The sequence below is a fragment of the Burkholderia sp. Tr-20355 genome, assembly GCF_017104685.1.
In the GTDB taxonomy this organism is placed as follows: domain Bacteria; phylum Pseudomonadota; class Gammaproteobacteria; order Burkholderiales; family Burkholderiaceae; genus Burkholderia; species Burkholderia seminalis.
Map to the genome: position 1 here is coordinate 29,672 of NZ_JAAGPK010000015.1, position 21,501 is coordinate 51,172.

Annotated in this window: 22 protein-coding genes; 17 read left to right on the forward strand and 5 right to left on the reverse strand. The window is 65.5% G+C overall.

Annotation, left to right across the window (positions count from 1 at the left end):
• Window positions 1-6 precede the first annotated feature (6 nt).
• Both G3N62_RS06170 and G3N62_RS06180 read right to left on the reverse strand, forming a co-directional pair.
• Complete coding sequence (locus tag G3N62_RS06170; protein ID WP_206141206.1) at window positions 7-924, reverse strand: DUF1837 domain-containing protein; 918 nt, start codon at window positions 922-924, stop codon at window positions 7-9.
• Between the two features lie 1,389 nt (window positions 925-2,313).
• Window positions 2,314-3,675, reverse strand: coding sequence for a P-loop NTPase fold protein (locus G3N62_RS06180; RefSeq protein ID WP_206141208.1), 1,362 nt, complete (start codon window positions 3,673-3,675; stop codon window positions 2,314-2,316).
• 355 nt (window positions 3,676-4,030) lie between these two features.
• Here G3N62_RS06180 and trmB point away from each other — a divergent pair, with 355 nt between their 5' ends.
• The gene (gene trmB, locus G3N62_RS06185) at window positions 4,031-4,798 is read left to right on the forward strand and encodes a tRNA (guanosine(46)-N7)-methyltransferase TrmB (RefSeq protein ID WP_034187307.1); all 768 of its coding nucleotides are present in this window, start codon (window positions 4,031-4,033) and stop codon (window positions 4,796-4,798) included.
• Between the two features lie 89 nt (window positions 4,799-4,887).
• Here trmB and G3N62_RS06190 read toward each other — a convergent pair whose 3' ends face one another.
• The 3 genes from G3N62_RS06190 to G3N62_RS06200 all read right to left on the reverse strand — a co-directional run bounded on the left by G3N62_RS06190 (window position 4,888) and on the right by G3N62_RS06200 (window position 6,696).
• A complete protein-coding gene (locus G3N62_RS06190) occupies window positions 4,888-5,718 on the reverse strand; it encodes an undecaprenyl-diphosphate phosphatase (protein WP_034187306.1) in 831 nt (276 codons plus the stop codon).
• Between the two features lie 79 nt (window positions 5,719-5,797).
• Complete coding sequence (locus G3N62_RS06195) at window positions 5,798-6,379, reverse strand: DUF1439 domain-containing protein (protein WP_034187305.1); 582 nt, start codon at window positions 6,377-6,379, stop codon at window positions 5,798-5,800.
• A complete protein-coding gene (locus tag G3N62_RS06200; RefSeq protein WP_124669299.1) occupies window positions 6,376-6,696 on the reverse strand; it encodes a YkgJ family cysteine cluster protein in 321 nt (106 codons plus the stop codon). The genes G3N62_RS06195 and G3N62_RS06200 overlap by 4 nt, the downstream gene beginning before the upstream one ends.
• A gap of 176 nt (window positions 6,697-6,872) precedes the next feature.
• Here G3N62_RS06200 and hemN point away from each other — a divergent pair, with 176 nt between their 5' ends.
• From hemN to ureG, 16 genes are all read left to right on the forward strand, one after another.
• Window positions 6,873-8,264, forward strand: a complete 1,392-nt coding sequence (gene hemN, locus G3N62_RS06205) for an oxygen-independent coproporphyrinogen III oxidase (protein ID WP_124669229.1) — start codon at window positions 6,873-6,875, stop codon at window positions 8,262-8,264.
• Window positions 8,265-8,336: 72 nt separating this feature from the next.
• The gene (locus G3N62_RS06210) at window positions 8,337-8,594 is read left to right on the forward strand and encodes a hypothetical protein (RefSeq protein ID WP_006488573.1); all 258 of its coding nucleotides are present in this window, start codon (window positions 8,337-8,339) and stop codon (window positions 8,592-8,594) included.
• Between the two features lie 104 nt (window positions 8,595-8,698).
• A complete protein-coding gene (locus G3N62_RS06215) occupies window positions 8,699-9,355 on the forward strand; it encodes a protein-L-isoaspartate O-methyltransferase (protein ID WP_034187303.1) in 657 nt (218 codons plus the stop codon).
• A gap of 14 nt (window positions 9,356-9,369) precedes the next feature.
• Window positions 9,370-9,693 carry a rhodanese-like domain-containing protein gene (locus G3N62_RS06220; protein ID WP_034187302.1) on the forward strand — a complete coding sequence of 108 codons (324 nt, stop codon included), beginning with the start codon at window positions 9,370-9,372 and terminating at the stop codon, window positions 9,691-9,693.
• Window positions 9,694-10,060: 367 nt separating this feature from the next.
• Complete coding sequence (urtA, locus tag G3N62_RS06225) at window positions 10,061-11,368, forward strand: urea ABC transporter substrate-binding protein (protein ID WP_049033581.1); 1,308 nt, start codon at window positions 10,061-10,063, stop codon at window positions 11,366-11,368.
• A 113-nt stretch (window positions 11,369-11,481) separates the two neighbouring features.
• Entirely contained in the window at window positions 11,482-13,101 is a 1,620-nt protein-coding gene (gene urtB / locus G3N62_RS06230; RefSeq protein ID WP_124669230.1) for an urea ABC transporter permease subunit UrtB, read from the forward strand.
• Window position 13,102: 1 nt separating this feature from the next.
• Window positions 13,103-14,290 (forward strand): urea ABC transporter permease subunit UrtC, encoded by a 1,188-nt coding sequence (urtC, locus tag G3N62_RS06235; protein WP_034187299.1) that lies wholly within the window; start codon window positions 13,103-13,105, stop codon window positions 14,288-14,290.
• The gene (gene urtD, locus G3N62_RS06240; RefSeq protein ID WP_049033579.1) at window positions 14,287-15,144 is read left to right on the forward strand and encodes an urea ABC transporter ATP-binding protein UrtD; all 858 of its coding nucleotides are present in this window, start codon (window positions 14,287-14,289) and stop codon (window positions 15,142-15,144) included. The genes urtC and urtD overlap by 4 nt, the downstream gene beginning before the upstream one ends.
• Window positions 15,145-15,148: 4 nt before the next feature.
• Entirely contained in the window at window positions 15,149-15,841 is a 693-nt protein-coding gene (gene urtE / locus G3N62_RS06245; protein WP_059557193.1) for an urea ABC transporter ATP-binding subunit UrtE, read from the forward strand.
• A 179-nt stretch (window positions 15,842-16,020) separates the two neighbouring features.
• Window positions 16,021-16,896, forward strand: a complete 876-nt coding sequence (locus tag G3N62_RS06250; protein WP_034187296.1) for an urease accessory protein UreD — start codon at window positions 16,021-16,023, stop codon at window positions 16,894-16,896.
• A 236-nt stretch (window positions 16,897-17,132) separates the two neighbouring features.
• Complete coding sequence (gene ureA, locus G3N62_RS06255; protein WP_006406310.1) at window positions 17,133-17,435, forward strand: urease subunit gamma; 303 nt, start codon at window positions 17,133-17,135, stop codon at window positions 17,433-17,435.
• 8 nt (window positions 17,436-17,443) lie between these two features.
• The gene (locus tag G3N62_RS06260; protein ID WP_034187295.1) at window positions 17,444-17,749 is read left to right on the forward strand and encodes an urease subunit beta; all 306 of its coding nucleotides are present in this window, start codon (window positions 17,444-17,446) and stop codon (window positions 17,747-17,749) included.
• A gap of 29 nt (window positions 17,750-17,778) precedes the next feature.
• Window positions 17,779-19,485, forward strand: coding sequence for an urease subunit alpha (gene ureC / locus G3N62_RS06265; RefSeq protein ID WP_034187294.1), 1,707 nt, complete (start codon window positions 17,779-17,781; stop codon window positions 19,483-19,485).
• Between the two features lie 18 nt (window positions 19,486-19,503).
• The gene (ureE, locus tag G3N62_RS06270; protein ID WP_206141209.1) at window positions 19,504-20,121 is read left to right on the forward strand and encodes an urease accessory protein UreE; all 618 of its coding nucleotides are present in this window, start codon (window positions 19,504-19,506) and stop codon (window positions 20,119-20,121) included.
• Window positions 20,108-20,788 (forward strand): urease accessory protein UreF, encoded by a 681-nt coding sequence (locus G3N62_RS06275; RefSeq protein WP_124669232.1) that lies wholly within the window; start codon window positions 20,108-20,110, stop codon window positions 20,786-20,788. The genes ureE and G3N62_RS06275 overlap by 14 nt, the downstream gene beginning before the upstream one ends.
• Window positions 20,789-20,804: 16 nt before the next feature.
• A complete protein-coding gene (ureG, locus tag G3N62_RS06280) occupies window positions 20,805-21,452 on the forward strand; it encodes an urease accessory protein UreG (protein WP_034187291.1) in 648 nt (215 codons plus the stop codon).
• Window positions 21,453-21,501: the final 49 nt, after the last annotated feature.

The window sequence follows — 21,501 nt, forward strand, 5'->3', positions numbered from 1 at the left end:
TGATTATTACGCCTTGTGAAACGCGACTTCCTTGGAGAACTGCTCAATCAACCTCCCCCTATCTGGAACCGGGAAAAGGACGATATGAAATTTGACATCCGAATATTTTGCCACCTTCCCGGACAACGCATCAATCTGCTTCTTAAAATAGACCGTCGCCCGCTCGCGGTGATATTTTCGAACCTCATCCCTGTAAGCATCATTCATCTCCGTTGCTGACGCGGTGATCGCACACTCATGCAAAAGAAGAATGGGAACATGAATCTTCGCCTTGATGTGATCAATTGAATTCTTCGCGGACAAAGCATCCTTGATTCTCGCCGCCACCTCTGGATTAGTTATCAGGCGATCAATATCAGAGGTGTTAGTAATAATACTATTTTCCTTCTTTAGCTTATCCGTCTTCAGTGAATTTCCAACTGACTCGATAACCGCTGGAAGCCTAGCATCTTCAATACTGTTGTAAAACTTCGCTTCTCCAAACCAGAGGGAGAAGTCGTCATCCCCCTCTAACACGATATGGACGCTATCGGCGCCTTTCGCGTTGTCCTGCACATTCTGCTTGTAGAAAATCTTCGGGACGACAGGCAATGCTCCATAATGGTGATGCATGATTCCATACAAGACAATTTCGGCAAGCTCGCTGCCTTGCCCGATGTCACCCGCCTTATCTGTCAGCCGAAGGTTTTTCGCCGATTCACGCAGCGTCGATCTGCTCTGCCCGGTCAGCTTTTCCCGCTCCCATGCTGACAAGGCCGTCAATGCGATATTATCCCAGATGAAGTTTTCGAACTTCTCGTATCGCCAATGCGTATCCTCAAAATCATTCACAAGACTGAGAACATGCTTGTTTTCAGCCGGGCTAAGGACGGTCTCCGCGAAAATCTTCAGATACGCGTCATCTACAATTATTTCGAAGTCCATCGAAATGTTCTCTTCGCGGGTTCAGTCCAGCCGTTGGGTAACACACCTAATGTAGGAAAAGTCTTCTTTGCTTCCGTCTGTCCGGACAGCGCAGAAGCATTGGGTTCCATAATCGCCAGGCATTACTTCAAAGTAGTCGATGCCAGAACCCTTCTTCGTTGCATACTCCGGATGGCGTTTGAACAATGCCCGCAAGTTTATCGTGTCCTCCGGCGAGACGCGCTCACCGGGCACATACCGATTGAGCATCTCTCGGAAGAACTGCCTAGCTAAACTTTGATTGTCGAAGCTCATTGACTCAAGAATTACTTTCTTGCCTCGCCCCATGCCATCCCCCGATTTTTGTGCTCACCCGACCCTAGGAAGATATTACTGCAAGTCAAGGCGGGTGCGCCCCCATAGTTACCTGGACGGACGCGACTCACGGACGACGAGCTTGTGTGGAAGCACCCATTCACTTCTTCCACGATGGACTGCGATCCGCAAGCTTGGCCCTCTGACGGCTTAGGCAGAAGACGTGCGTCTGCCCTGCGTCACGGCGATTAACCGTCTGTGAGGTGGAGACTCACATCACCCGAAATGCAAGAAAACTCACGCAAAAATTTGCTCAACGCACAAAAAAATGGGAGCACACGATACCGGCAACCGGGCATCATGCGAAAGTTATTTACTCGCGTCAGTGAATTGTGGTAAATTTTTCCCCGCAAACAAGAGAAGACTTTGTTTGCGCTTCCTTGCTTTTCGGCGATAGAACGGTCGGGCAAGGTCGTAAAGCTGCGGGAGGATTCGCAGCGGGGCATAGATGGGGTTCGTTACGTATTGCCCGCCGGTAGAGTGGCCTCGCAAGAGGAAGGTGCAGCCGGGTCGATGACGAGAGGTATGGTTGGCTCAGCTTTGGATCAACCTCTCGCGACATAATGCACCATGACCAGAGCAAGGGAACCCATAGGGAAGAATATGGGAGCGTCGATGCCTCGCACTAGGTTTCTCGTTTTCGAGAAGCCTAGGGAGAGTATTGGCTCTCCCACGGGAAGGGCATCAACAACAAATACAAAACGATGGGAATAACTTGGAACAAGTTACCCCCGATTGCTCCCATTCCCCTACTTGAATCGCTGACACACACGCTTGCGTCAATCCCGTCCATCTGCGGAACGCAAGAGCAACAAACGAGTAGCCACCACCAGCGGTAGGACCTCCTAGAATTGCCGAGGCAGGCCCAAGGTATCGCGTCCTTCAATCGAGCCCACGGATCGTCAATCCTTACAGAGCGGCAAATAGACAGTCGCACCGCAAACGCTGGCACGTGACGCAGTGTTACCCACACCTGCTCAAGCGGATCGACATGAATTGGCCACGACAGTTGCCGAATCCTTCGCGGCTCGTCGCTCAGATTTCAAGCGACAGGTCTATGCGAGACAAAACAATCGCAAAGGCCTGGTCAAGGCTAAGCCCCGTTTCGCCTACGATCCAACTGGCAATGTGTCCCGTCAAATACTTGCGTTCTGTCTTCTCCGGTGCGAGCGAACCAAAATGCAGCTCTCGAAGAGCGGCCAGATAAGTTGCATGTGTCGAATCACTTGCAAAGCCAGCGCTGCCGGCGCAACCGTTAATCCACTCAGCAGCAGCTTTATGAGCGTCGCGATTACCGCTGAGCAAATCATCGAAAATTGACGGTTCCCGCAACTTGAGCGTTATCAGGTATGCGAGAAGTCCCGCAGGCCCGATGGGGCCGGATAAGGCAAACAGCGCGCACAATTTCTCCATATCGCGCAGTGATAATCGGGCGGCGTGCACCCAAACCAGCGCGGCTGCGTAAAAGCCCTCTACAGCGCGATTCTGCGAAGGATCGAAACCATAACGCGATAGTTCCTGCGTAAGAAAGTCAGTGGCTTGCGAGCGATACTGTGAATTCCGTTCAGCAGACGGTGCAGGCAACCGAAAGAAGAAGCGCACAAATTTCGAGAGATATGCCGCAGCGTCGGTCTCGCGCCCGAACATTCCCTTCACTGCCTGCTCAAGTTGCTCGCGGTTCAACAACAAGACGAAGACAACGTTCGGAATTTCGAAGAAGTGCTTCACGCGCTCGATCAGACGAACGGAAAACAAAGGATTACATCGGTCAAGCTCGTCCACAAACACGACAACTGGTTTATCTTGTTTTGCCGCGAACTCGGCCAACGCACGTCGGTATTCAACAAACGACTTTTTCTCTTCCTCGTGCTCTTCGAGCTTTTTCTCAATGGACTTTTCCGCCCGGTCCGCTACGCCGTCCTGCGCCGCGTCAACCACTTGTTGGATATCTTCAGAGAGGTCAGCGGCACCGAACGCCAGCCGTCCGACGGCACCAACAAGCATCCTCGCACTGAACGGCAGGATGGCCTTCATAACCGCGGCGGCCCGCCCGCGTAACAGGCGACCGCTACCCTCGCTATCATCGAGCAAGGTCGCCAACTCTGCCGCGATAACCATGAATGGGTCTTCGATGTAGTCTTGTTCGAAGGCGTCGATGAAGGCAACCTTGTGCCCAGCAGCACGCAACTGCGCAGCCCAATTTCGTCCAAACCAAGTCTTACCGCCGCCCCATGGTGCATCGATGGCGATCGCACCGCCCGCCCCCAAGCGCCCGACGAAGTCCGTCAGGCGGGTCGCGTATCGCTGTCGGTTGAGCCGATCATCGTGAAAGGGCGGCTGTTCGGGATCGAATTGCCATGCGGAAAAGGCCAGCGGCGGATGGTTTGTGCCTGTCATGGTTTTCGTTTCGGCATTGATATGTCATGAACACTACCATGGGAAAGCGAAGTGGCAACTACCATCTCCGGTTCAATCGCGAACCGGCCCTCTGGGTTCTGATACAATGCGCTCCTACAAAAGTATCCGACATGGAGTAGCGCAGCCCGCTCCGTGTTCCTTATAAATCAATGTGTTGCGGGGGCGCGTGGACGGTGCTTCGATTCCCATCGCCCGCTCCAGTTTTCGGCTGCATCGCAGCCTGCGCAAAAGCCGCCTCGTCGAAGGCGGCTTTTTTGTACCATGTGCCGGATCGCCCGGCGCACTGCCGCGCACAACGGGCCCTCGCCCGCAACCGAGCCTTTCTCTGTCACCGATGATGCACGACGATCCGAACGAAGCCGGCCTGCCGCCGCACGACGACGCCATTTCCGACGAAGCCGCCGACGGCGCCGACGACGTCAATCCGCTGCACCGCCGCCGCATCCGCAGCTTCGTGACGCGCGCCGGCCGCGTGTCGACCGGCCAGCGCCGCGCGCTCGACGAGTTCGGCCCGCGCTTCGTCGTGCCGTATGCGCCGGAACTGCCCGACTGGAACGCGATCTTCGGCCGCAACGCGCCGCGCATCCTCGAGATCGGTTTCGGGATGGGCGCGTCGACCGCGGAAATCGCCGCGCACCGCCCGGGCGACGACTTCCTCGGCGTCGAAGTCCATGAGCCGGGCGTCGGCGCGCTGCTGAAGCTGATCGGCGAGCAGGATCTGCCGAACATCCGCATCATCCAGCACGACGCGGTCGAAGTGCTCGAGCACATGATCGCGCCGGAAAGCCTCGACGGCGTGCACATCTTCTTTCCCGATCCGTGGCACAAGGCGCGCCACCACAAGCGCCGGCTGATCCAGCCGCCGCTCGTCGCGCATCTCGCGTCGCGCCTGAAGCCCGGCGCCTACATTCACTGCGCGACCGACTGGCAGAACTACGCGGAGCAAATGCTCGAAGTACTCGGCGCGGAGCCGACGCTCGAGAACACGGCCACCGACTACGCACCGCGCCCCGACTACCGCCCGGTGACGAAGTTCGAACGGCGCGGGCTGCGGCTCGGCCACGGCGTGTGGGACCTGGTGTTCCGCAAGCGCGCCGGTTAAGCCCCCGCTCCGCCCAGAAAAAACGGCCCGACCGGCATTGCCGATCGGGCCGTTTTTTCATGCCCGCACGCCGGATTCCGGCGCGCGCCTCACGCCCAGTTCAGCCAGCCGCTGTAACCGACCAGCAGCACGAACAACCCGAACGCGATCCGGTACCACGCGAACACCGTGAAATCGTGCGTCGCGACATAACGCAGCAGCCAGCGCACGCACACGAACGCGCTGACGAACGCCGCGACGAGCCCGAGCGCGAACAGGCCGAGCGAATCGACGGTGAACGCCTGCCAGTCCTTGACGGTTTCGTAGAGCGTCGCGCCGAAGATGATCGGAATCGCGAGGAAGAACGAGAACTCGGTGGCCACGCGCCGGTCGAGGCCGAACAGCATCCCGCCGATGATCGTCGAGCCCGAGCGCGACATGCCGGGCACCAGCGCGAAGCATTGCGCGATGCCGACCTTGAACGCATCGAGCGGCGTCAGCGCATCGACCGACATCACGCGCGGCGGCTCGCTGCGTTCGCGCTGCCGCGCCTCGGCCCACAGGATGATCGCGCCGCCCACGACGAGTGCGAACGCGACGGGCACCGGCGAAAACAGCACGGCCTTGATCTTCTTCTCGAACAGGAGGCCGAGCGCGATCGCGGGAATCGTCGCGATCACGACGTTCAGCGTGAAGCGCCGCGCGTCGGGCCGGCTCGGCAGCCCGGACACGATGGATGCGATCCGCTGCCGGTATTCCCAGCAGACCGCGAGAATCGCGCCGAACTGGATCACGACGTCGAACGTCTTCGCGTGCGAATCGTTGAAATTCAGGAAGCTGCCCGCGACGATCAGGTGGCCGGTGCTCGACACCGGCAGGAATTCCGTCAGCCCCTCGACGACGCCGAGGATCAATGCCTTGCAGATCAGGATCCAGTCCATCCGTGGCCCAACTCCGAAAAGGTCGAAAGAAAGGGCCACTCTTCCACGCGCGGCCCGCCCGGCCGCGCGCGGTCCGTCGTCACTTTTCGACGATCGCCACGCGTATGCCGTTTGTAAGAATCGTAATTGTACCGGGTTCGTAGTTCACCCCGGCAAATTGCAGTTGCTCGGGCTTGAACGTGTAGATCGGGTAATTGGTCAGCAACTGCGTCGCGAGCAGGCCGGCGGCCGCCCCGACCTGCTGCGCGTACATCTGCGCGTCGCCGTCGAGCACGAGGCTGTCGACGGCCGGTGCCTTCAGCACGACCGAGCGGCTCGGCGCGTCGTACGCGAGCTGGCCCGACACGGTGAACTTGCCGCTGACGGGCGCGCGCAGGAACGGGCTCGCGAAATGCGCGTCGAGCTGCACCGCGACGCGGTTCTGGTCCGGCAGCAGGTTGACGTTCGGGTTCGCGAGCGACACGTCGACGACCTGCGCAACCGTCTTCTGGTACGGGAACTTGCGCCCGACGGCTTTCTGCACGTCGCCGCGCGAGAACGTGTAGTGATCGGGGATGAACGGGAACGTCGACGCGCACGCGGCGAGCGATACGCATACGCCGACAGCGCCGAGGGAGGCGGCAAGGAAACGGCGCCGGCCGGGCGCGCGAGGTACGGTCATGCTGAACGCTCTCCTGTAGGCGCCGACGGCCGCGTCGCGGCCTCGAGGCGCGTGAGCCACGCGAGCGCGTCGTCGCGCGACGCGCCGCACATGTCGGCGGACGGCTGCAGCCCGGAACAGCACGCGGGCCGCTCGGGCCGGCCGAAGATCATGCAGCGCAGGTCGTCGCCGAGCTGCACGCAGCGCACGCCGGCCGGCTTGCCGCCGGGCATGCCCGGGATCGGGCTGGAAATCGACGGCGCGATGCAGCACGCGCCGCAGCCCTCGCGGCACGCATGCGGCGGCGGGACGTCGGCGGGCGCCGGGCGGACAGGCAATTCGACGGACACTCGGCTCTCTCGACACGACAGACAACGAAAACGGCGCGGCAACCGGACGCGGTGCCCGGTTGCCCCACCCCGCATTGTGCCATCGTCGGCTGCGACGTTATTACACAATGCAGCCGAATCGCGTGTTTATATACTCGAAAGCATCTAAAAAGCGCGAGACCGTCATGAGTTCTGGTTCTGCCGACACAATGTTCCGTCCCGATTTGCTCGCGAAATACGGCGCGAACGGGCCGCGCTATACGTCGTACCCCACCGCGCTGCAGTTCCGCGACGATTTCGACCCGGCCGACTACGTACGCGCGGCCAGCGACCCCGGCGCGTCGTCGAGCGAGCTGTCGCTGTACGTCCACATCCCGTTCTGCAACACCGCGTGCTTCTACTGCGGCTGCAACAAGATCGCGACCAACAACCACCGCCGCGCCCGCCCGTATCTCGACCAGCTCAAGCGCGAGATGGCGCTGCAGGCCGCGCTGTTCGATCCGTCCCGCCCCGTCACGCAGCTGCACTGGGGCGGCGGCACGCCGACCTTCCTGTCCGACGACGAAACGGCCGAACTGATGGCGGCCACCCGCGAGCACTTCGCGCTCGCGTCGGACGCCGACGCCGAGTTCTCGATCGAGATCGACCCGCGCACGGTCACGCCCGCGACGCTCGTGCATCTGCGCACGATCGGCTTCAACCGGCTGAGCCTCGGCGTGCAGGATTTCGACCCGGCCGTCCAGCAGGCAATCAACCGCGTCCAGCCGCGCGCGATGACGGCCGACCTGCTCGCCGCCGCGCGCGCGACGGGCTTTCATTCGGTGAGCGTCGACCTGATCTACGGGCTGCCGCACCAGACCGTCGCCGTGTTCGCGCGCACGCTCGAGACGATCATCGAGCTCGCGCCCGATCGTCTGTCGGTGTTCGGCTACGCGCACATGCCGCACCTGTTCAAGATGCAGCGGCAGATCGACGACGCGGCGCTGCCGCCGCCGGAAACGCGCATCGCGCTGCTCGGCCTCGCGATCGACATGCTGACGTCGGCCGGCTACGTGTACATCGGGATGGACCACTTCGCGCGGCCGTCGGACGAACTCGTGCGCGCGCAGCGCAACGGCACGCTGCAGCGCAATTTCCAGGGCTACAGCACGCGTGCCGATACCGATCTCGTCGGCTTCGGCGTGTCGTCGATCGGCAAGGTCGGCGACGTCTACGCGCAAAACGCGAAGGACCTGCCTGCGTACGGCGCCGCGCTCGACGCGGGCCGGCTGCCGATCGCGCGCGGCGTGCGGCTCACGCCCGACGACCGGCTGCGCCGCGACGTGATCACGCAACTGATGTGCAACCTCGCGCTGCCGTTCTCGCATGTTGAGGCCGCGCACGGCATCCGCTTCACCGATCATTTCGCGCGCGAACTCGACGCGCTGCGCCCGTTCGAGCGCGACGGGCTGCTGACGATCGCGCGCGACCGCCTGACGATCCATCCGGCCGGCCGGATGGTCGTGCGCAATATCGCGATGGCGTTCGACGCATACCTGGGCCAGATGCCGCGGCAGCGCTACTCGCGCACCGTTTGACACCCGCGCCGGCCGCACGCGGGCGGCCGGTTTGATACAGTGTGGGGCTTACGCTCCGCCAGAACCCGCACGATGCGCACCACCAAAGCGACCCACGCGGTCGAACGCCTGAAGACCCGCTCCGGCAACCCGCAATTCGCGGCCGTCGCGATGGCGGGCGGCCTGTTCTATCTCGTCGACCGTTCCGGCGGCACCGCCGAAAAGCGCTGCGAGCCGCTGCCGCTCGACGAGTTCGTCAAGTTCGTCGACGAATTCGGCCCCAAAAAGCCGCGCAAGGCGAGCAAGCTCGACCTCGCATTCGAGGCGCAGATCAAGAAGAGCAAGGGGTAAAGGTCTGTTGCAGGCCGCCTGAAGGCTTCGCGGCCGCCCCGTTTGGTACAATCACGAAGTTTCTCTATCCCCGCTGATGGCCGACCAGGCTGCGTGACCACACCATGAATATCGAAAACGCGCGTTTCAACATGATCGAACAGCAGATCCGTCCGTGGGACGTGCTGGATCTGGACGTCCTGGGCCTGCTGTCGATCGTCAAGCGTGAAAACTACGTTCCGGCCGAATACCGCGATCTCGCGTTCGCCGACCTCGAACTGCCGCTGCCCGGCGGCACCAGCAAGATGCTGTTCCCGCGCGTCGAGGCGCGCGTGCTGCAGGAGCTGACCGTCAAGAAACACGAAAACGTGCTCGTGATCGGTGCGGGCTCCGGTTACCTGGCCGCGCTGTTCGCGCATCGCGCGCAGCACGTGACGGCCGTCGAAATCGATCCGGCGATCGCGAAATTCGCGGAAGACAACCTGCGCAACGACGGCGTGACCAACGCGGAAGTCGTGCTCGGCGACGGTTCGCGCGGCTGGGCGGCCAAGGCGCCGTACGACGTGATCTGTGTCGCGGGCGGCCTGCCGGTCGTGCCGCAGGAAATGCTCGAGCAGCTGAAGATCGGCGGCCGCCTGTCGGCATTCGTCGGCGGCCGTCCGGTGATGAAGGCACAGATCATCACGCGCATCGACGACAAGCAGTATCGTGTCGCCGACGTGTTCGAAACGTACATCAACCACCTCGTCAACGCGATCGAGCCGTCGCGCTTCAAGTTCTGAGCGGCGGAGCCTCCATGCAGATCCTGACGCCCGCGATGCTCGCGGAATGGCTCGGCGATTCGGCACGCCCCGCGCCGGTCGTGCTCGACGTGCGCGAGCCGTGGGAAATCGCGACCGCGCAGATCGCCGGCAGCGTGTCGATCCCGATGCAGCAGATCCCCGCGCGCAGCGAGGAGCTCGACGACGAAGCGGAAATCGTCTGCGTGTGCCATCACGGGATGCGCAGCGCGCAGGTCGCGATGTTCCTCGAATCGCGCGGCTTCACGAAGCTGTACAACCTGCAAGGCGGGATCGACGCGTGGTCGCGCGACGTCGATCCGTCCGTGCCGCGTTACTGACCTGTCCGGCGGCGCATCATGCGCCGCCCCGCCGGCCGGCCCGCTGCCGCCGGCCGCACTGATCCGCCGAACGGGCACGCATCGCGTGCCCGTTTCTGTTTTCCGCCCCGCTTCGTTCCCGTCCACATGCGCCGCTGACGGGCAAAGGCACCGCGCCCCGGCCGACCGTGCACCATTTGCGCCCACGCGCCTGCACCGCAACGGACCGCACCTGCTGCGCGACGCATCATCCGCACCATCCCGACGCCCGATAACGCCCCGCACAGGCACGCCCGGCGTGCATCCGTGCGACTGGCACATGCCTTGCGTTACAGGAAGGCCGGCGCCGCCACGGCGCACGCACAACCAACACGACAAGGGGATACCGATGAAACGTCGCAGTCTGTTGAAGTTCGGTTCGATGGCCGGCGCGCTCGCGCTGGCGGGCAAGAGCCCGTTCGCGCACGCGGCCGATGCCGGCACCGGTCCGATCAAGGTCGGCATCCTGCATTCGCTGTCGGGCACGATGGCGATCTCGGAGACGTCGCTGAAGGACACCGCGCTGATGACGATCGCCGACATCAACAAGAGCGGCGGCGTGATGGGCCGCAAGGTCGAACCGGTGGTGGTCGATCCCGCGTCGAACTGGCCGCTGTTCGCCGAGAAGGCGCGCCAGCTGCTCACGCAGGACAAGGTCGCGTGCGTGTTCGGCTGCTGGACGTCGGTGTCGCGCAAGTCCGTGCTGCCGGTGTTCGAGGAACTGAACGGGCTGCTCTACTATCCGGTGCAGTATGAAGGCGAGGAAATGTCGCGCAACGTGTTCTACACGGGCGCCGCGCCGAACCAACAGGCGATTCCGGCCGTCGAGTACCTGATGAGCGCGGAGGGCGGCGGTGCGAAACGCTTCTTCCTGCTCGGCACCGACTATGTGTATCCGCGCACGACCAACAAGATCCTGCGCGCATTCCTGAAATCGAAAGGCGTGAAGGACGCCGATATTCAGGAGGTCTACACGCCGTTCGGCCACAGCGACTACCAGACCATCGTCGCGAACATCAAGAACTTCTCGCAGGGCGGCAAGACGACCGTGATCTCGACGATCAACGGCGACTCGAACGTGCCGTTCTACAAGGAACTCGGCAACCAGGGCATCAAGGCGACCGACGTGCCGGTCGTCGCGTTCTCGGTCGGCGAGGAAGAGCTGCGCGGGATCGACACGAAGCCGCTCGTCGGCCATCTCGCCGCATGGAACTACTTCATGTCGGTCAAGAACCCGACCAACACGAAATTCAAGGACCAGTTCGCCGCCTGGGTGAAGGCGAACAACCTGCCGGGCGGCGCGAAGCGCGTGACCAACGACCCGATGGAGGCGACCTACGTCGGCATCCACATGTGGAAGCAGGCGGTCGAGAAGGCGAAGAGTACCGACGTCGACAAGGTGCGCGTCGCGATGATCGGCCAGACGGTTGCCGCGCCGTCCGGCTTCACGCTCACGATGGACGGCAACCATCACCTGCACAAGCCGGTGATGATCGGCGAGATCCGCGGCGACGGGCAGTTCAATGTCGTGTGGAAGACGAAGACGGCGGTGCGCGCGCAGCCGTGGAGCCCGTTCATCGCCGGCAACCAGGGCAAGCCCGACGTCGTCAGCTCGATCCCGGCGTTCCTGCGCCGGCAGCGCACGGCGCTGGCCTGACGCGATGCAGGGGCACGCACACCGACGCGCTGCCCCGCTCGCACGCATGCACCGATGCGCCGGCCGGCCCATCGGTGCGTGAATCCGCCTCCCTACGCCGACAGGATCTCCCGATGCCTACACGCTTTCGCCGAGCCGCCGTCGCGATCGTCGCGTGCGCCGCCCTCGCGGGCATGCTGCCGCGCGCCGCGTTCGCGCTGACGGCGGCCGATACCACCGCGCTCGCCGGCGACGACTTCGACGCGAAGACGGCCGCGATCGAACGCCTCGCCGCCGACACGGATCCGCGCGCGGTTACGGTACTCAACGCACTGTCGAGCGGCGACGCGCTCGCGACCGGCGACGGCCGCCTGCTGATCCAGACCGGCGACACCGCGCACGATGCGCTCACGCAGGCCGCGACGCCGGCCGGCGATGCACAGCCCGTGATGCTGAACAACCTGCTGCGCACGAAGATCGCGGGCGCGCTGTCGGGCCTCGCGCTCGCATCGCCCGACGTCGCCGCGCGACGCGACGCGATCGATGCGCTGCTGAAATCGCCCGATCCGGCGCTCAAGCCGATGATCGACCGTGCCCGCGCGAAGGAAACCGATCCCGCACTGAAGCGCCGCCTCGACGCGCTGTGGGCCATCTCCGCGCTGCACGACGCCGATCCGGCGAAGCGCCTCGAAGCCGTGCAGGTGGTGGCCGCGCGCCGCGATCTCGACATGATCGAACAGCTCCGCCCGCTCGTCGCGAAGAATGCCGACGGCAGCTACACGGAACCCGATGCCCGCGTGCGCGACGCCGCGCAGCAAGGGCTCGACGCATTGCACTCGCTGCAGCGCCGCGGCGAGATCGTCGGCACGCTGTTCGCGGGCCTGTCGCTCGGCAGCGTGCTGCTGCTCGCCGCGCTCGGCCTCGCGATCACGTACGGGCTGATCGGCGTGATCAACATGGCGCACGGCGAGTTCCTGATGATCGGTGCGTACGCAACCTATGTCGTGCAGACGCTGGTCCAGCGCTACGCGCCCGGCGCGTTCGACTGGTATCCGCTCGTCGCCGTGCCCGCGTCGTTCGTCGCGGCCGCGCTCGTCGGCATCGTGCTGGAGCGGCTCGTGCTGCGGCACCTGTACGGCCGCCCGCTCGAAACGCTGCTCGCGACGTTCGGCGTGAGCCTGATCCTGATCCAGGCGACGCGCATGCTGTTCGGCGCGCAGAACGTGCAGGTCGTGAATCCATCGTGGATGAGCGGCGGCGTGACGGTGATGCAGAACCTGATCCTGCCGTACAACCGCCTCGCGATCCTCGCATTCGCGCTCGCGGTGGTATTCGTCGCGTGGGCCGTGCTGACGAAGACGCGGCTCGGCCTGTTCGTGCGCGCGGTCACGCAGAACCGCCGGATGGCCGCGTGCGTCGGCGTGAAGACCGCACGCGTCGACGCCTATGCGTTCGCCTTCGGTGCGGGCATCGCGGGCCTCGGCGGCTGCGCGCTGTCGCAGATCGGCAACGTGGGCCCCGACCTCGGCCAAAACTACATCATCGATTCGTTCATGGCCGTCGTGCTCGGCGGCGTCGGGCAGATCGCCGGCACCGTGCTCGGCGGCTTCGGGCTCGGCCTCGCGAGCAAGGCGATCGAGCCGTTCTGGGGCGCCGTGCTCGCGAAGATCGCGGTGCTCGTGATGATCGTGCTGTTCATCCAGAAACGCCCGCAGGGCATGTTCGCCCCGAAGGGCCGCAGCGCGGAGGCTTGACGTGACTTCAATCAGCGATTCGCTGTCGAACCCGGTCGCCGGCGCACCGACGCCCGCCGCCGCCGGACGGGCGGCCGACGGCTTCGCGCTCGGCCTGCCGCCGCGCCCCGCGCTCTTGTCGCGCCGCGCATGGCTCGCGCTCGTCGCGCTGTGCGTCGCGATCGGCATCGGCGTGCCGCTCGCCGCGCTCGTCGCGCCCGAAGCGAGCGCGTTCCATCTGTCCGCGTACGCGATGACGCTCGCCGGCAAGCTGATGTGCTATGCGATCGCCGCGCTCGCGCTCGATCTCGTGTGGGGTTACTGCGGCATCCTGAGCCTCGGCCACGGGCTGTTCTTCGCGCTCGGCGGCTATGCGATCGGCATGTACCTGATGCGCGAGATCGGTCGCGACGGCAAGTACGGCAGCGACCTGCCGGACTTCATGGTGTTTCTCGACTGGCACCAGTTGCCGTGGTACTGGAGCGGCACGCAGCATCTCGCGTGGGCGCTCGCGCTCGTGGTGCTCGTGCCGGCCGTGCTTGCCTGGGTGTTCGGCTTCTTCACGTTCCGCTCGCGCGTGAAGGGCGTGTACCTGTCGATCATCACGCAGGCGCTGACGTTCGCCGCGATGCTGCTGTTCTATCGCAACGAGACGGGCTTCGGCGGCAACAACGGCTTCACCGACTTCAAGCGCATCGCGGGCTTCGCGATCACGTCGCCCGGCACGCGCACGGTGCTGTTGCTGCTGACGTTCGCGACGCTGGTGCTGGCGTTCATCGCCGCGCGCGCGATCGTCACGAGCAAGCTCGGGCGCGTCGTCACGGCCGTGCGCGACGGCGAGACGCGGCTGATGTTCCTCGGCTACAGCCCGCTCGCGTACAAGCTGTTCGTGTGGACCGTGTCGGCCGTGCTGTGCGGGATCGCCGGCGCGCTGTACGTGCCGCAGGTCGGCATCATCAACCCCGGCGAGATGTCGCCCGGCAACTCGATCGAGATGGCGATCTGGGTCGCGGTGGGCGGGCGCGGCACGCTGATCGGGCCGATCGTCGGCGCATTCGCGGTGAACGGCGCGAAGAGCCTGTTTACCGCGTACTTCGCCGAATACTGGCTGTTCTTCCTCGGCCTGATCTTCGTGCTCGTACCGCTGCTGCTGCCGCGCGGCATCATGGGCCTCGTCGAAACCTTGCTCGCGAAGGGGAAACGCGCATGAACGGAACGGCCCTGTACCAGTTCACGCCGCCGCCCGAGGACGAATTGCTCGCCGTCAGCGGCGCCGCATCGATGGGCCGCGTCGTGCCGCAAGGCATCGACACGTCGCACGGCACGATCCTTTATCTCGAGGATATCGAGGTGAGCTTCGACGGCTTTCGCGCGCTGAAGAAGCTGTCGCTCGCGATCGACGCGGGCGAGCTGCGCTGCGTGATCGGCCCGAACGGCGCGGGCAAGACGACGATGATGGATGTCGTCACCGGCAAGACGCGCCCCGATGCCGGCAGCGTGTTTCTCGGCCAGACGCTCGACCTTTCGCGGATGAGCGAGCCCGAGATCGCGCGCGCGGGCATCGGCCGCAAGTTCCAGAAGCCGACCGTGTTCGAACAGCATCCGGTGTGGGAAAACCTCGAGCTCGCGATGCAGACCGACAAGGGCTGGCTCGCCTCGCTGCGCGCGCGGCTCGACCGCTCGGCGCAAGCCAGGATCGAGGAGACGCTCGCGCTGATCGGCCTCGAAAGTCACGCCTACCGCGCGGCCGGCGAGCTGTCGCACGGCCAGAAGCAGCGGCTCGAGATCGGCATGCTGCTGATGCAGCGCCCTGCCCTGCTGCTGCTCGACGAGCCGGCGGCCGGGATGACCGACCACGAGACGATGGAGCTCGCCGAGCTGCTGAACACGCTGCGCGGCACCTGCTCGATGATGGTCGTCGAGCACGACATGGAATTCGTCGCGGCGCTCGCGGGCGACACGGGCCGCGTGACGGTGATGGCCGAAGGCGCGGTGCTCGCGCAAGGCACGCTCGACCAGGTCAAGCGCGACGACGCCGTGATCGAGTCATACCTCGGACGATGATGCGATGCTGAAGATCGAAGCACTGAACCAGTACTACGGCGGCAGCCATATCCTGCGCGACGTGAACCTCGCCGCCGACGACGGCAAGCTCACCGTGCTGCTCGGCCGCAACGGCGTCGGCAAGAGCACGCTGCTGCGCTGCCTGATGGGCGTCGTCGCCGCGAAGAGCGGCAGCGTGTCGTGGCGCGGCACGGCGCTCGGCGCGCTGCCGCCGTATGCGCGCGTCGCGGCCGGGCTCGCGTACGTGCCGCAGGGCCGCGACATCTTTCCGCGGCTCACTGTCGAGGAAAACCTGCTCGTCGGCGCGGCCAGCCGCAAGGCGCCGTCGAAAGTGCCGGACCGCATCTACGACCTGTTCCCCGTGCTGAAGGACATGCGCGCGCGGCGCGGCGGCGACCTGTCGGGCGGCCAGCAGCAGCAGCTCGCGATCGGCCGCGCGCTGATGAGCGAGCCGCAGCTGCTGATCCTCGACGAGCCGACCGAAGGCATCCAGCCGTCGATCATCCAGGACATCGGCCGCACGCTGCGCCAGCTCGTCGACGAATCGAGGATGACGGTGCTGCTCGTCGAACAGTATTACGATTTCGCGCAATCGATCGCGGACCGCTACTGGGTGATGAGCCGCGGCGAGATCGTCGCGGGCGGCGATGCGCGCGACATGGCGGCGAACGGCGTGCGCGAACTGATCGCGGTGTGATGCGCGGCACGGCGGTAGGCACCGCGGCAGGCACGGCGCAGGCACCGCGGCGAGAACGGCTGGCTGGCCGGGCCGCGGCACGCGGCGCTTCCACCGAACGCGGCAACTGCATTATTGTTCCGGTAGCATCCACGTTCCTCGCGCCCGTTTCCTTCGTTTCCCGTTCCCGTTTGCCGCCGATGTCCGCCTCCGATTCGCACGCCCCGCTGTCCCGCCCCGCCGTCGCCAAGTCGTGGCGCGGCCGCCTCGAACTCGGTTTCGAGCGGCACGGTGCGCGCACGACGCTCGCGCACCGGTTGCACGACGGCCCGCTGCGCGTGCAGCGGCCGCTGTACCCGGAAGGCGACGCGATCTGCCACGCGGTGATCGTCCACCCGCCGGGCGGCGTCGCGGGCGGCGACCGGCTCGACATCGACATCGCGCTCGGCGACGGCACGCACGCGGTGCTGACGACGCCCGGCGCGACCAAGTGGTACAAGTCGAACGGCCTCGACGCGACGCAGCGCATCGGCATCACGGTCGGCCGGGACGCGAAGCTCGACTGGCTGCCCCAGAACAACCTGTTCTTCGACGCGGCGCACGCAGCGCTCGATTTCACGGTGACGCTCGGCGCGGGTGCCAGTGCGATCGGCTGGGACGCGACACAGCTCGGCCGGCAGGCGGCCGGCGAAACCTGGGCGGCGGGACGCATCGCATCGACCTCGGCGCTCGTCGATGCCGACGGCCGGCCGCTTTGGACCGAACGCGCGCTGCTCGACGCGCACGATCCGCTGCGCGGCGCGCTGCAGGGCCTCGCCGGCTTTCCCGCATACGGCACGCTGTGGGCCGTCGGCGCCGCATGCGACGCCGCGCTGGCCGAATCGCTCGCCGCCCGGATGCCGTTCGACGACACGCTGCGTGCGGGCGCCACCTGCGTGACGCCCGGGGTCGTGCTCGTGCGCGCGCTGTCGACCTCGATGGAAGCGCTGCAGCGCCACTTCACCGACTGCTGGCTGCACTTGCGGCCGATCGTGCACGGCGTCGACGCACGGCCGCTGCGCCTCTGGCAAACCTGAGCGCGTCCGCGCCGCGCACCGTTTCGGCGCAAGGCCGCCTCGGACACTGCACGTTCGTCATGCACGACGCACCACGAACGCGCATCGCGCACCATGCGACAGGCATGGCACGCGCCTTGCTCCTTACATAGTCGATACACGACGCACGCAAAACAGCGCGGTGCTACGATGACTCGCGCGTCCGCCTGGTCGCATGTACACCGATAAAAATTACGTTTTCCCGAACGTTTGCCTTCATGAAACTGACTCCCCGCGAGAAGGACAAGCTGCTGATCTTCACGGCAGCGCTGCTGGCCGAGCGCCGTCGCGCGCGCGGCCTGAAGCTCAACTATCCGGAGGCGGTCGCCTTCATCACCGCCGCGCTGATGGAAGCCGCACGCGACGGCAAGACGGTGGCCGAAGTGATGCATTACGGCACGACGCTGCTCACGCGCGACGACGTGATGGACGGCGTGCCGGAGATGATTCCCGACATCCAGGTCGAGGCGACCTTCCCCGACGGCACGAAGCTCGTGACCGTCCATCATCCGATTCCGTGAGGCCCCGCATGATCCCCGGCGAAATCCTCACCGACGACGGCGAACACGAACTGAACGCGGGCCGCGCGACGCTGACGCTCGTCGTCGCGAACACCGGCGACCGCCCGGTGCAGGTCGGCTCGCATTACCACTTCTTCGAAGTCAACGACGCATTGTCGTTCGACCGCGCGGCCGCGCGCGGCTTCCGGCTCAACATCGCGGCCGGCACGGCCGTGCGCTTCGAGCCGGGCCAGACGCGCACCGTCGAGCTCGTCGCGCTCGCGGGCGCGCGCGCCGTCTACGGTTTTCAAGGCAAGGTGATGGGGCCGCTGTAAGCCGCGCCCCGCTCTTCAGGAACAGCAACATGACACTACGCTTGAGCCGCCGCGCGTACGCGGAAATGTTCGGGCCGACGACGGGCGACCGCGTCCGGCTCGCCGACACCGAACTGCTGATCGAGATCGAACGCGACTTCACGACCTACGGCGAGGAAGTGAAGTTCGGCGGCGGGAAGGTGATCCGCGACGGGATGGGCCAGTCGCAGCGCGTGGCCGCCGACGTGCCCGACACGGTCATCACGAACGCGGTGATCCTCGATCACTGGGGCATCGTGAAGGCCGACATCGCGATCAAGCACGGCCGCATCGCCGCGATCGGCAAGGCCGGCAACCCCGACATTCAGCCAGGCGTGACGATCGCGATCGGCGCGGCGACCGAAGTGATCGCCGGCGAAGGGCTGATCGTGACGGCCGGCGGCATCGACACGCACATCCACTTCATCAGCCCGCAGCAGATCGACGAGGCGCTCGCATCGGGCGTCACGACGATGCTCGGCGGCGGCACCGGGCCGGCCACCGGCACCAACGCGACGACCTGCACGCCGGGCCCGTGGCACATGGAGCGGATGCTGCAGGCCGCCGACGGCTGGCCGATCAACCTCGGCTTCCTCGGCAAGGGCAATGCCAGCCTGCCGGAGCCGCTCGTCGAGCAGATCGCGGCCGGCGCGATCGGGCTCAAGCTGCATGAAGACTGGGGCACGACGCCCGCCGCGATCGACAACTGCCTGTCGGTCGCCGACGACACCGACACGCAGGTCGCGATCCATACCGATACGCTGAACGAAGGCGGCTTCGTCGAATCGACGGTCGCCGCGTTCAAGGGCCGCACGATCCACACGTACCACACCGAAGGCGCGGGCGGCGGCCACGCGCCCGACATCCTGAAGGTGTGCGGCGAGTCGAACGTGCTGCCGTCGTCGACCAACCCGACGCGCCCGTACACGATCAACACGCTCGACGAACATCTCGACATGCTGATGGTGTGCCATCACCTCGATCCGTCGATCGCCGAGGATCTCGCGTTCGCCGAATCGCGGATCCGCCGCGAGACGATCGCGGCCGAGGACATCCTGCACGATCTCGGCGCGCTGTCGATGCTGTCGTCCGATTCGCAGGCGATGGGCCGCGTCGGCGAAGTGATCATCCGCACGTGGCAGACCGCGCACAAGATGAAGGTGCAGCGCGGCGCGCTGCCGGAAGACGGCGCACGCAACGACAACTTCCGCGCGAAGCGCTACGTCGCGAAGTACACGATCAACCCGGCGCTCACGCACGGCATCGCGCACGAAGTCGGCTCGATCGAGCCCGGCAAGTGGGCCGACCTCGTGCTGTGGGAACCGGCGTTCTTCGGGATCAAGCCGTCGATGATCCTGAAAGGCGGGATGATCGCGATGGCGCAGATGGGCGACCCGAACGCGTCGATCCCGACGCCGCAGCCGGTCCACTACCGCGAGATGTTCGCGACGCGCGGCGGGGCGCTCGCGCGCACGTCGCTGACCTTCGTGTCGCAGATGGCGGCCGACGCGGGCATCGCGGAACGCTACGGCCTCGCGAAGCGGATCGTACCCGTGCGCAACTGCCGCAACGTGACGAAGGCCGACATGATCCACAACGCGTGGCGCCCGTCGATCAGCGTCGATCCCGAAACCTACGACGTGATCGCCGACGGCCAGTTGCTGACCTGCGAGCCGGCAACGGTGCTGCCGATGGCCCAACGCTATTTCCTGTTCTGATTGCCGGTTTTCCGTTTCATGCGCACCCTCGACAAACGCATTGCCCCGAACGTGAAACTCGCCGCGTCGCTCGTCGCGCGCGCGCCGACGCTCACGCTCGCCTATGACGCCCGCTGCAAGAGCCGCCTCGCGGCGACGCTCGACACCGGCGAGGACGTCGCGGTCCTGCTGCCGCGCGGCACGGTGCTGCGCGACGGCGACGTGCTCGTCGCCGACGACGGCGCGCTCGTGCGCATCGCCGCCGCCCCCGAGACCGTGCTGCTCGTACGCGCGGCCGATCCGCTCACGCTGATGCGCGCCGCGTATCACCTCGGCAACCGCCACACGCCGGTCGAGATCGGCGACGGCTACCTGAAGCTCGAAGCCGACCCGGTGCTCGCGGACATGCTGCGCCGGCTCGGCACGCAGGTCGAGGAGACGCAGGTGCCGTTCCAGCCGGAAGCCGGCGCGTACGGCGGCGGCCACAAGCACGGGCACGACGCGACGTTCGCCGAGGATTACGCGCTCGCGCAGCAGGTATTCGGCGAACATCACGGGCACTCGCACTCGCACTCGCACGATCACGATCACGATCACGATCACGATCATCAGCATGGTCCCGGATGCACGCACGGCCACGGCCATGACCACCACTGAACTCGTCGCGCTGCTGCACCTCGCGTCGCCGGCGCTGCCGATCGGCGCGTACAGCTATTCGCAGGGCCTCGAAGCGGCACTCGACGCAAACCTGATCCGCGACGCCGATTCCGCGCGCGACTGGATCGCCAGCGGCCTGACCGACGTGCTCGCGCACGGCGAGTTGCCGTTCCTCGCGCACCAGCTCGCGCGCTGGCAGGCGCACGACACGCACGCGCTCGCCGCCGAAAACGCGTGGTTCGTCGCGAGCCGCGAATCGGCGGAACTGCGCCGCGAAACCGAACAGATGGGCTGGTCGCTCGCGCAGCTGTGCGTATCGCTCGAATGGGGCGATGCCGCGCGCCGCGCGACGCTCGCGTCGCTGTCGCCGGTCGCGCTGCCGACCGCGTTCGCCTACGCAGCCGCCACGCACGACGCCAGCGCCGACGCGACGCTCGCCGCATACGCATTCGGCTGGGTCGAGAACCAGACGTCCGCCGCGCTGAAGGCCGTGCCGCTCGGCCAGCTCGCCGGACAACGCATCATCGTCGCGCTGCGCGGCGCGATCGACGCGACCGTGCGCCGGGCGCTCGCGACGCCGCCCGACGCCATCAACACGTTCGCGCCGCAGCTCGGCATCCTGTCCGCGCGGCACGAGACCCAGTACTCGCGGTTGTTCCGCTCCTGAACCCCCTCGCCAGACCATGAACGCACCTGCTCCCTCCTCCGCCCGCCGCACGAAGAAACTGCCGCCGCTGCGCGTCGGCATCGGCGGCCCCGTCGGCTCCGGCAAGACCACGCTGCTCGAAATGCTGTGCAAGGCGATGCGCGAGCGCTACGACCTCGTCGCGATCACCAACGACATCTACACGAAGGAAGACCAGCGGCTGCTGACGGTGGCCGGCGCACTGCCCGAGGAGCGCATCATGGGCGTCGAGACGGGCGGCTGCCCGCATACGGCGATCCGCGAAGATGCGTCGATCAACCTCGAGGCCGTCGACCGGATGCTGGCGCGCTTTCCCGACGCCGACATCGTGTTCATCGAATCGGGCGGCGACAACCTCGCGGCAACCTTCAGCCCCGAACTGTCCGACTTGACGATCTACGTGATCGACGTCGCGGGCGGCGAGAAGATTCCGCGCAAGGGCGGCCCCGGCATCACGAAGTCCGACCTGCTCGTGATCAACAAGACCGACCTCGCGCCGCTGGTCGGCGCGAACCTCGACGTGATGGCGTCCGACACGCGGAAGATGCGCGGCGAACGGCCTTATGTGATGACGAACCTGAAGGCGCTCGAAGGCGTCGCGGACGTAATCGCGTTCATCGAGAAGAAGGGTTTGCTGACGGTCTGAGCAGCGTGGCGGCGACACTCGACGCCGCCACGCGCACCGGGGCGGCCTT

What these genes read in the sequence shown, in the direction of transcription:
- ureE (WP_206141209.1), top strand. Translation starts at nt 19,504, where the DNA reads ATGCGCACCCTCGACAAACGCATTGCCCCGAACGTGAAACTCGCCGCG.
- G3N62_RS06170 (WP_206141206.1), bottom strand. Translation starts at nt 924, where the DNA reads ATGGACTTCGAAATAATTGTAGATGACGCGTATCTGAAGATTTTCGCG.
- G3N62_RS06190 (WP_034187306.1), bottom strand. Translation starts at nt 5,718, where the DNA reads ATGGACTGGATCCTGATCTGCAAGGCATTGATCCTCGGCGTCGTCGAG.
- trmB (WP_034187307.1), top strand. Translation starts at nt 4,031, where the DNA reads ATGATGCACGACGATCCGAACGAAGCCGGCCTGCCGCCGCACGACGAC.
- G3N62_RS06260 (WP_034187295.1), top strand. Translation starts at nt 17,444, where the DNA reads ATGATCCCCGGCGAAATCCTCACCGACGACGGCGAACACGAACTGAAC.
- urtE (WP_059557193.1), top strand. Translation starts at nt 15,149, where the DNA reads ATGCTGAAGATCGAAGCACTGAACCAGTACTACGGCGGCAGCCATATC.
- G3N62_RS06250 (WP_034187296.1), top strand. Translation starts at nt 16,021, where the DNA reads ATGTCCGCCTCCGATTCGCACGCCCCGCTGTCCCGCCCCGCCGTCGCC.
- G3N62_RS06195 (WP_034187305.1), bottom strand. Translation starts at nt 6,379, where the DNA reads ATGACCGTACCTCGCGCGCCCGGCCGGCGCCGTTTCCTTGCCGCCTCC.
- G3N62_RS06180 (WP_206141208.1), bottom strand. Translation starts at nt 3,675, where the DNA reads ATGACAGGCACAAACCATCCGCCGCTGGCCTTTTCCGCATGGCAATTC.
- G3N62_RS06275 (WP_124669232.1), top strand. Translation starts at nt 20,108, where the DNA reads ATGACCACCACTGAACTCGTCGCGCTGCTGCACCTCGCGTCGCCGGCG.
- G3N62_RS06210 (WP_006488573.1), top strand. Translation starts at nt 8,337, where the DNA reads ATGCGCACCACCAAAGCGACCCACGCGGTCGAACGCCTGAAGACCCGC.
- urtA (WP_049033581.1), top strand. Translation starts at nt 10,061, where the DNA reads ATGAAACGTCGCAGTCTGTTGAAGTTCGGTTCGATGGCCGGCGCGCTC.
- G3N62_RS06215 (WP_034187303.1), top strand. Translation starts at nt 8,699, where the DNA reads ATGAATATCGAAAACGCGCGTTTCAACATGATCGAACAGCAGATCCGT.
- ureC (WP_034187294.1), top strand. Translation starts at nt 17,779, where the DNA reads ATGACACTACGCTTGAGCCGCCGCGCGTACGCGGAAATGTTCGGGCCG.
- ureG (WP_034187291.1), top strand. Translation starts at nt 20,805, where the DNA reads ATGAACGCACCTGCTCCCTCCTCCGCCCGCCGCACGAAGAAACTGCCG.
- ureA (WP_006406310.1), top strand. Translation starts at nt 17,133, where the DNA reads ATGAAACTGACTCCCCGCGAGAAGGACAAGCTGCTGATCTTCACGGCA.
- urtB (WP_124669230.1), top strand. Translation starts at nt 11,482, where the DNA reads ATGCCTACACGCTTTCGCCGAGCCGCCGTCGCGATCGTCGCGTGCGCC.
- hemN (WP_124669229.1), top strand. Translation starts at nt 6,873, where the DNA reads ATGAGTTCTGGTTCTGCCGACACAATGTTCCGTCCCGATTTGCTCGCG.
- G3N62_RS06220 (WP_034187302.1), top strand. Translation starts at nt 9,370, where the DNA reads ATGCAGATCCTGACGCCCGCGATGCTCGCGGAATGGCTCGGCGATTCG.
- urtD (WP_049033579.1), top strand. Translation starts at nt 14,287, where the DNA reads ATGAACGGAACGGCCCTGTACCAGTTCACGCCGCCGCCCGAGGACGAA.